Source organism: Hydrogenovibrio sp. 3SP14C1 (genome assembly GCF_029625905.1).
Lineage (GTDB): Bacteria > Pseudomonadota > Gammaproteobacteria > Thiomicrospirales > Thiomicrospiraceae > Hydrogenovibrio.
Genome location: NZ_JARTLM010000166.1, coordinates 1 through 263, shown reverse-complemented (window position 1 = coordinate 263; position 263 = coordinate 1). Strand labels below are relative to the sequence as shown.

Annotated in this window: 1 protein-coding gene; it reads left to right on the top strand. The window is 60.5% G+C overall.

The window, feature by feature from the left end; all coding sequences use genetic code 11:
• Nucleotides 1-263 (top strand): transposase (locus tag P8629_RS12090; protein WP_278166359.1); only part of this gene is annotated, 263 nt, incomplete at both ends.

Here is a 263-nt window from a genome sequence, read left to right as displayed (position 1 = left end):
ACCCGCAAGGGCAACCAATGGTACTTCGGCATGAAGGCTCACATTGGCGTCGACGCGGTGACCGGGCTGACGCATACCGTGGTTGCCACCTCGGCTAACGTGGCAGATGTCACCATGGCAGACCACTTGGTGCGGGATGATGACAAGCGAGTCCACGCTGATGCCGGCTACATCGGTATGGGCAAGCGCCTGGGTGAAGAGAAGGACGCGGAGGATTCCCGTTGCTGTATCGCGGCCAAACGGGGCGGCATCAAGAAGATGGA